The following is an 8,999-nucleotide window of genomic DNA, read 5'->3' as shown; positions in this document are numbered from 1 at the left end:
TGCCGGTCACGCTACGCTTGCGCCGGTTGAAGCGCTCCAGCAACAAGGGCGAAAAAAGAACGGTCCAGCGGTGGATGCTCGTGTGATCGACCGTAATGCCGCGCTCGGCCATCATCTCCTCACGATCACGCAGGCTCCGATTGTAGGCAAGGTACCAGCGCACGCAAAGCAGGATCACAGATTGGTCGAATTGAAGGCCTTTGAACATTGCACCCTCGGAAATGATCGAAGGCTCCGTGCCACAGCGCAGGTAATCAAAAGGTTGCAACAGATCCAACCTGCCTGCGGTCACAACGCAGCGCACTGGCTGGCTTTGGTTGTGGCTCAGGCAGCGGAAGGTTCGGCCGCCCACGGCCGCGACACCGGCTTGTGGCCAAGAACCTCTTCGACAATGCCGCGCGCGATCTCGCGTTCGCCCATGATCACCATATCGGCGCCGAGCCCCTTCAGATGCTCGACCTCGGCATCGGAATGGGCGCGGGCGACGACGTTGACGTTGGGATTGGCGGTGCGCGCCCGCAGCACGATCTGGCCGGCCTCGAAGGCATTGGGAATGGCAAGAATTAGCCGCTTTGCGCCCTCAGGATTGGCGGCGGCGAACACTTCGGCGTTGGCGGCATTGCCGGCGATTGTTTCGATGCCGTCCGCTTTCAACTTCGCCAGCGTCTTGTCGGCGTCCTCGATGACGAGGAAAGGCTGTGCCGCTTCCTTCAGCGCGGCACCGACGAGGCCACCAACCCGGCCATAGCCGATCAGGATGGCATGACCAGCAAGCGCCGTCCTCGGCGGTGGGCCGTCTTCCTTTTGCGCAGTCGAGGCAACCGAGGCCACCTGGCCCGGTTCGGTCGCCGGACCGACCGGCTTTGCGTCCGCCGGCGGTGCCGCCCTGGCGGCGCGGGCCTTCAGCCATGGCTTCATCCAGTCGATTATCAGGAATATCAGCGGGTTGAGCACGATCGATAGGATGGCGCCGGCTAGGATCAGGTCGCGGCCCTCTTTTGGCAGAAGTTTCAGCCAGACGCCGAGTTCGGCCAGGATGAAGGAGAATTCGCCGATCTGGGCGAGGCTGGCCGAGATCATCAGTGCCGTGGCCAGGGGATAGCCGAAGGCGACGACGATGACGAAGGCCGCCAGCGACTTGCCGATGACGATGATGGCCAGCGTCGCCAGGGTCGGCAAGCCGTTGCTGATAAGGGTGAACGGGTCGAACAGCATGCCGACCGAGACGAAGAACAGCACCGAGAAAGCATCACGCAGCGGTAGCGATTCTTCCGCCGCGCGATGGCTGAGCTCGGATTCGCTCATGATCATACCGGCGAAGAAGGCGCCCAACGCCAGCGAGACGCCGAACAGTTTTACCGCGCCGAAGGCGACGCCGAGCGCAATGGCGAGCACCGAGAGACGGAACAGTTCGCGCGACCCGGTATGGGCGACATAATGCAGGATCCAGGGGATGACCCGGCGGCCGACAACAAGCATGACGACGACGAAGGCGGCGACCTTCGCCAGCGCAATGCCGACGAGGCCCCAGATGCCGTAGCTGTCTGGCAGCGACAGCAGGCTGCTTGCGTGCGCGTCCGCCTGTTCCTGGCCGCCGAGCACGCCGGCAAGTGCGGGCAAAAGCACCAGCGCCAGCACCATGGCGAGATCCTCGACGATCAGCCAGCCGACGGCGATGCGGCCGCGTTCGGTCTCGATCAGCCGCCGCTCCTGAAGGGCGCGCAACAGCACCACGGTTGAGGCGACCGACAGCGCCAGGCCGAAGACCAAACCCGCGCCCATCGACCAGCCGAGCATCCAGGAAAGTCCGGCGCCGAGCGCGGTGGCAAAGCCGATCTGGACAATGGCGCCGGGCACGGCGATGGCGCGGACCGACAGCAGATCCTTCAGCGAGAAGTGCAGGCCGACGCCGAACATCAGCAGGATGACGCCGATTTCGGCCAATTCGTTGGCAAGGACGGCGTCGGCCACGAAACCGGGCGTGTTCGGCCCGACCAGCACGCCGGCTACGAGATAGCCGACCAGTGGCGGGATGCGGAAACGATTGGCGAGAGCGCCGAAGACGAAAGCCAGACCCAGACCGGCGACGAGAATGGCCATAAGGGGCGTGTCATGCGGCATTGTCTATGGAGCGCCTTTCAAGCTAGCGATGTCGGATATGCGCCGCCCGAAGCCGTCGCCTGTTTTGCAATATGATGGAATGGGTTACGGTGATGCAAGCCGCAAGGATGCGAAAACCGACGGCGCTGCGACAAAATGCTTGACCGGCGCGGGATGCCGCGGATCTGTTTGAGCCCGCGAGAGTATTCGCTTTGTCGCCGGCGATCAGGCTGCCTGCAACAGAGCCTCGATCTCGGCAATGCCGTGATTGGTCGTGGTCTTCGGGATTTCGGCCGTCACCTTGTCACCAACCTCCTTATGCAGCTTCTTGCGCATGGCGCCGAGCACCATTGGTGGGGCGACAAGCACGGTAGAGCCTCGCCATGCGAGGCCGGAGATTCGCATCCGAGAGGCGTGAGCCGTCAGTCGAGGCGACTAACGCGATTCGCGCGCTCCGGCAAAGGCGGCCGCGACCTTCATCATGAAGGCTTTGCTGAATCGGCCGAGGATTGGGGGCATTCGGCTCGATGTGCCAGGAGTGTTCGGCGACATCGTAATTGTATTCGTCGACGACGATCCAACACCGTTTGAGGTCGGCGAGGCCCCACGCCGGCATTCGATGTCGGAGACTTCAAGTGCCACACGGTCGGCCTGCGGCGGCTGGGTGGTGATGGCGAGATGTGCCAGATGCGTCAGGCCGTCATTTGCGCCGCGAACGGCAACGACGACGCAGGTCGGCCAGGATTTGCGGCGTTCGGTCTCGCCGTGCTCGCGCTGCCATGTCCAGAGATACGGATAGTCGAATCACCGGGCAGGAACTCACGGCTCGTCGTCATACCCCTCGCCGCGCGCCAGCCGGTCGATTTCCTTCTCGAAGAGCTCCTTGTGTTTCTCCGGCATTTCTGAGATGCGGTAGGCGCGACGCGGATCGCCGCCAATGCGCATCCGTTCGTAGCGCTCGTAGCTCATCAGCACGAACCGGGGCTTCCGGTGCTTTGTGAGGACGACGGGTTCGCGGCTGGCGGCATCGGTGACGTCGCCAACCTGCTTGTTGAGATCGGCTGTCGTGAACTGCCGCATGCCAAGCTCCTCTACCGATTTCCATAATATCCAGATTTGCCAGAAAAAACGCCAGCTCACCCCTTCTCCCGGTAGCTCCAGACCGGAATGCTGAAGGGGACACCAAGACGCGACCGGGCGCACATGGCGCCCGACCGTGGAGCTTCCGCTGAACGAGAGTGCTCACGCGCCGTCTCCTCCGAAGCGCCAGACCAGGTGCCGAAATGGCGGGCGTCGAGAGCCGCGGCCGCTATCGAGGGAGACCATCATGAACCTTTCCCTTCCCCTCGACGACGCCTTGGAGCCTCATCACGCGTCATCTCCGACCGACCGCTTCATCTACGAAATGTAGCGTTATGGCCACGCCCTTTTCAGGGCGAACCAGATCCACGACCGCTGCCCGAAGAGCCGCTCGTCCAGTCGGCGCTGACCGCGGTCTTCGAGGCCATGTTCGAGATGCTGGGCGACACGCGGCTAGAGCCCGATCTCGAAGACCTACGGTCAATCTCTTCCACCGCGCCGGCGAGCCCATCCAGCGCGAACTGCAGCGCAACGAGGATGCGCAGCGCATCGGCCAGCGCGACAAGGATGCCTCGGAGGTCAAGAGCGTCGAGCTTGAACGCCACATTGCCCAAGGCATCACGCTTCTGGAGCGTCGCAAAGCCTTCGACTTCATGCGCGACTTTGCAGCCGATCTCTTCGAGGCTCAGACCGGCTCGGCATGGCGGCCGCGCACTGGCTCGAAGGTCAGTCACGCCAATATGACCGCGGCGATGATCGACAGCCGCGATTTCCTTTCCGCGCGCCGGCTTGCCAAAACCGAGGTGCTGATCCCACCGGCACGCAAATCGCCTTCGGCGGCATGGACTACAACGAGCGTGAGGTGATCTGGGATGCGCTCGATCGCGCCCGGACAAAGTTTTCGGGTATCGTGCCATCGCCATACCCGGCATCACATGCGACAGCGACAACATGCTTTCGAGCCCCTCGCCGGCGGCCATGACCGGTACGGGACCATCAACGGGGAAGCGGAAGCGTACCGCATTGCCGACAAGGCCGCCGAGCGGGCGGCGGTCCTCGACCTTTGCTTTTCCGTCGCCGCGTGGATCGAGCCATGTGCGGTGGACGCCGGTGACCGTGCCGGCAGTGTCCGTCCAGGCGGCTATCAGGGCCGGATAGCTGGCGTCCTGCCGGTCATTGCCTCGTGCTGCGTGTTTTTTAGCTGGTGCGCCGTGTCGGCCGGTTCGAACCTTATGACGCGCCGTGGCGACAGGGGCCGTCACAAAACCCCGCCGAAGCGGGTTTTGGGGCGATATTTCGGCACTGACCTTAGAGCTTTGCCTTCGCGGGCGGCGCATCCGGATAAAATCCGTTCAGCCACGGTTCAGGAATGGTCTCATAATTAGTTTTTCGTAAAGCCGGGACCGCATCCCAGAAATTCGACGGGCCGGCACGAAGGAGATCGACATGAACCGAACTTTCAGGACGGCCGTTCTGTCCGCCGCCGTGGTCGCCACCACGCTCGCGACTTTGCCCGCTGCCAATGCGGCTGTTTGGCGCCGTCACGGCAACGGCGACGCGGTTGCCGCCGGCGTGCTCGGCCTTGCCGCCGGCGCGCTGATCGTTGGCGCGTTGGCCAATAACCGGCCGCCGCCGCGCGATTACTACGATGGCGATTACTATGATCGCGACGTACGGGTGCGCCCGGCACCGGTTCGCCGCTACTATGCGCAGCCGCGCATCGTCTATGCCGACCGCAACGCCGAGCCGTGGACCCGTGGCTGGTACGAATATTGCTTTGACCGTTACCGCACCTTCAAGTCGCGCACCGGCACCTTCACCGGCAATGACGGCGAGCAGCATTTCTGCGTCGCCAACTGAGGCTTCCCAGCCCAGACAAAAGCGCTGACCTTGCGGTCAGCGCTTTTTGTTATTCTGTTTGACCGCCTTAAAGCGCGCTTCGCGTCGAAATGGATTCGGGCGACGCGCTTGTCTTATGATTTTTCCCGGATATCGGGAACTGTGGTTCCATCACCGGCGGTTCGCAGCCGCCGGTGATGAAAGGGGATGGATTGCGCACGCGCAGATCATCTGACGGGTCGAGTTAAAGTTTGATCGCCCTTTCTTTTCCTTGTGGCCTGAACGGATACCGGGGCTTTGCGGCCCGGATGACAAGCATCGGATAGGAAAAGATGATCCCTTCTACCATCGGCGTCGATATCTCGAAAGAGACACTCGACGTTCATCGCATGAGCGATGGCGCCAGCCACCGGTTCGCCAACGATAAAGCTGGCCACGAGGCCCTGATCGGCTGGATCGGTGGCAATGCACAAGCACAACACCAAGGGCATTCAGCTGTCGCGCTCGCTCTACGAATACGCGTACCGTTTTTCGGTCCCGATCCATGCCCGGGTAGCCGATATGGTGCAGGCCTAACGCTCGGCTGGCCGGAGAGCAAGCTGCTGTTCCCGTCACACACGACCAGACTAAGCCACGCGACAATTTCCGTAAGGAGCTGGAGCGGTTTAAGGCCCTCCTCGGCGTGCGGCGTATTTCCAGCTGTATGACCTCAAGCGGATTGCGATCTCACTGATGCTCACCGGCCAGGGTGTCGCATGAAGCTATCTCCCACTACGTCGGCCACAAGGGGAACCTTGACGAGCATGATCTACAAACTGGGTCTGGTTGACCCGTTGCGGCTGGTCACCGAAAGACTCGGCGTCCTCCTTGGCATCTAAAGCGCGTCGCGCTGAAACGGATTCAGGCGACGCGCTTTTAAGTCTTTGTTTTGATGCATGTCGTTGTCCCAGAACCGCTGCAGACTTCAGGACAACATACATTAGCTAGTCGAGGGTCCCTGGATTGCCAATGCACAATGCCCAACGTATACAACTTCCCCAGCCTGTGAGAACCAATAAGCTTTGGTCGGAGTAGTGCTTGTCAGCGTCTTGAGTGACGGCTGGAGCTGGAGCGGTCATTACAATGGCCAACGCCGTGGCAGCAAGTATCGTTCGTGGCCAGTGAGACCACAATTTCGGGAGCCTTGAGCGCCCCACAGCGTCTTTTTCTGAGGTAGGCATTTTTCGTTTTCCTTTTGGATCATCACGGATTTGAAGAGGATATGGTGTTATGTGCCATTGGGAGAGCCGGCGAAGCAGCCGATATTCATGTGGTCGAGTCATAAGTTCTCCTGAATGTTTGTTTTACGAGAACCCTTATGGCAGCCCTAGCTGACAGCCTGAAAGCGGTCTGCGGGATGGCGATCCTGTCTGATCGCAGCGAGATCCAACGGGGCTGGGGCGTCCCACGGGTTGCGCAGCCTGCATTGCGTTCGGACGAATGTTATGTGACCTCCTGGCTAAAGACTGCGTGACGGGCCATGTCGGAACACGTATCATGGCTATGAATATGCAATTGGCATGCCACCAAAAGGGTTGTGAGCAGCGACCCCAAATCGTAGGAGTCGCCCCTAGCCGGCTTGATCCTAGCCCCCAGGATGTCTGGATCTGAACACAGATTGTCGTCAATCGGACGCGGACAAAATGCTGTGACCAGCTTTGGCACCGCCTGACGCCAGAGTTCTCAGTTGAGAATTGCGCGTCTGAGAGCGGCATTGACCAACAGGCGATCGCCGGGGCCAGTCGAGTTGCGCAGCCCTGTGTTGCTGTTAGCGTGGTGCATAGGGCCCGCAGGTGTGATCCGAGCGTCTAATGCTGGCACCGTTCGCTGCATCCGGCGACCCACCTAGCGATCACTGATCGCGCGTGATCGCGGTCATACTGAGAGTATCTCGTTCAATCGCTCGTCCCGCTGGGGCCGTTCAAGGCTTCGCAGATTCCGTTCTGCGTCGGCTTGGAGCGACAAGGTGCTGGCCTCCTGCCGTCCAGGCGAGCGTGGCGTTCGAGGTGGACCCGGTGCCGTGGTCCCACGGAAATCAGATTGCGTCTCGCCCCGATTGGCAAGTGTCCAGACGGATGAAAGACGAAGCCTCTATCCTTCTCTCGAAGCTGCTGCTTTGTCCCTAGCCTAGTTTCCGTCCATGAACGGCAAACTGTTGATTTTGTTGCGCGAATCGTAGCTTTGCGCGAGCAAGGCCCGGATCATGCCACTGATACCAAATCCCTGCCACCGCCGGAGCCGACAATGCGTCAAGAACGCACCGTCCAAGTAAGCATAATTCGACCTTTTTCGCCGCGCACGAGATCGGTCACGAGTTGAAGGCGATGGCGCGACGGCTGGATGAGCATCGCGATTTGCTTGGCTTGGAGGCCCCCGATTTGGTGCGGGTCGGGGTCAAGGCCGCCGGGCGGCGGGGCCTGCCCGCTGAAGCAGTGCTACGCTGCGCTCTGCTGAAGCAATATCGGCAACTGAGCTACCAGGAGCTGGCCTTCCACCTCGAGGACCCAGCCTCGTTTCGCGCCTTTGCCCGATTGCCGTTATCCTGGGGCCCGCAGAAGTCGGTGCCGCAAAAATCAGCGCGATCCGGTGTGCGACTTGGGAACAGATCAATCGGATACACTGTTGGGTGCGCGGCAGGCGAAGCTCGAAGACGGCGCGGTCGTGCGGCTGGGACAGCACCGTGACCGCCGCACTTGTGCACGAGCCGAGCTACGGCAGCCTGCCCGGGTCAGGGTGCGGCTTTTGCAGCGGGCCGATAGCTTGGTCGGCGGAGCCGGCTGCCGTGCAGCCAAGAAGCGTGCCGCAAGATCCAGTTCACGCGCGGTCGACCCAACCGGGTCCAACTCTACCGCAAGCTGATCGCAATCACCCGAGCGACCTTGGCCTATCTGGAGCAGGCGAGCGAGCGTTTGGCCGTGGCGAGCACACCGTCCATAGCCCTGTGGCGGATCCAAGTTCGCCATTATCGGCCGCTGGTCGAACGGATCATCAGACATAGCGAGCGGCGCATGCTGGACGGCGAGCCGGTGCCCGCCGGCGAGAAGTTGGTCAGCCTGTTCGAAGAGCATGCCGATATCATCGTCAAAGGCAGCCGCGATACCGAATACGGCCATAAGCTCAACCTCACCAACGGCAGGAGCGGCATGATCCTCGACCTGGTGATCGAAGCCGGCAACCCGGCCGACAGTGAGCGCTTGCTGACGATGCTTTAGCGCCACATCGCCCTCTATGGTCAGGCACCACGGCAGGCGGCCGCCGATGGTGGCTTCGCCACTCGCGCCAACCTGGCCACGGCGAAAGCGTGGGGCGTTGCCGACATGGCCTTCCACAAGAAAGCTGGCCTGAGGATCGAGGACATGGTCAGAAGCAAGTGGGTCTATCGCAAGCTGCGCAACTTCCGCGCCGGCATCGAGGCCGGCATTTCATGCCTCAAGCGTGCTTACGGTTTGGCGCGTTGCACCTGGCGCGGCCTCGATCACTTCAAGACCTACGTCTGGTCCTCGGTCGTGGCCTACAACCTCGTCATCTTCACCCGCCTCAAGCCGACCTGACGCCGATCCGGCATCGCAGTAGCGTCGCACCGGCCAATACCGGGCCTCGCGGCATGCGCAAGATTGCGCCTAGGACACCATTTCGTCGATAAACCGCCCGCCTGATCCCATACTGCGCCATCACAGCGCTCCAAGCCCACCATAAGTCCTTGCGGTCGCTGCAAAATACTTGTGTTTATGGACGGAAACTAGACTAGCGTACAGGGCTGAAGAAACTCACCCCGAGCACGTCGTGCTCGGGGTCGTCCATGACGGCGGCGAGCTTCGGCATCTTGGGGCGGATCTGACACACCAGTCCGCCTCAAGCTTCCGAAGTCGCCCGTGAACTATGCGCAAGCCGTTGATCTGACTTGTTGAATGAGGAAGATCGCGGGTTTGGCATTGCAGGAT

At 61.5% G+C, this 8,999-nt stretch carries 3 protein-coding genes and 6 pseudogenes; 3 read left to right on the top strand and 6 right to left on the bottom strand.

Annotation, left to right across the window (positions count from 1 at the left end):
* The 5 genes and pseudogenes from ACWGS9_RS33395 to ACWGS9_RS33375 form a co-directional block, all read right to left on the bottom strand.
* Positions 1-208: pseudogene (locus ACWGS9_RS33395) on the bottom strand (IS6 family transposase); the annotation flags it as partial.
* A gap of 116 nt (positions 209-324) precedes the next feature.
* Complete coding sequence (locus ACWGS9_RS33390; RefSeq protein WP_454509225.1) at positions 325-2,121, bottom strand: cation:proton antiporter domain-containing protein; 1,797 nt, start codon at positions 2,119-2,121, stop codon at positions 325-327.
* 204 nt (positions 2,122-2,325) lie between these two features.
* A pseudogene (locus tag ACWGS9_RS33385) lies at positions 2,326-2,475 on the bottom strand (baeRF12 domain-containing protein); the annotation flags it as partial.
* Between the two features lie 60 nt (positions 2,476-2,535).
* A pseudogene (locus tag ACWGS9_RS33380) lies at positions 2,536-2,936 on the bottom strand (hypothetical protein).
* Positions 2,920-3,180, bottom strand: a complete 261-nt coding sequence (locus ACWGS9_RS33375; protein WP_454509224.1) for a type II toxin-antitoxin system prevent-host-death family antitoxin — start codon at positions 3,178-3,180, stop codon at positions 2,920-2,922. Before ACWGS9_RS33375 ends, ACWGS9_RS33380 begins: the two are co-directional and overlap by 17 nt.
* 247 nt (positions 3,181-3,427) lie before the next feature.
* On the opposite strand from ACWGS9_RS33375, the pseudogene ACWGS9_RS33370 reads away from it, so the two are divergent.
* Positions 3,428-4,093: pseudogene (locus tag ACWGS9_RS33370) on the top strand (hypothetical protein); the annotation flags it as partial.
* On the opposite strand, the pseudogene ACWGS9_RS33365 reads toward ACWGS9_RS33370, so the two are convergent.
* Positions 4,092-4,517 (bottom strand): annotated as a pseudogene (locus ACWGS9_RS33365) (DUF7146 domain-containing protein); the annotation flags it as partial. The pseudogenes ACWGS9_RS33370 and ACWGS9_RS33365 overlap by 2 nt on opposite strands.
* 109 nt (positions 4,518-4,626) lie before the next feature.
* On the opposite strand from ACWGS9_RS33365, the gene ACWGS9_RS33360 reads away from it, so the two are divergent.
* A complete protein-coding gene (locus tag ACWGS9_RS33360) occupies positions 4,627-5,040 on the top strand; it encodes a BA14K family protein (RefSeq protein WP_454509223.1) in 414 nt (137 codons plus the stop codon).
* 2,262 nt (positions 5,041-7,302) lie between these two features.
* Positions 7,303-8,609: pseudogene (locus ACWGS9_RS33355) on the top strand (ISNCY family transposase).
* Positions 8,610-8,999: the final 390 nt, after the last annotated feature.

The sequence above is a fragment of the Mesorhizobium sp. Arg314 genome, assembly GCF_053714275.1.
This window is presented reverse-complemented; position numbering and strand designations above follow the sequence as displayed.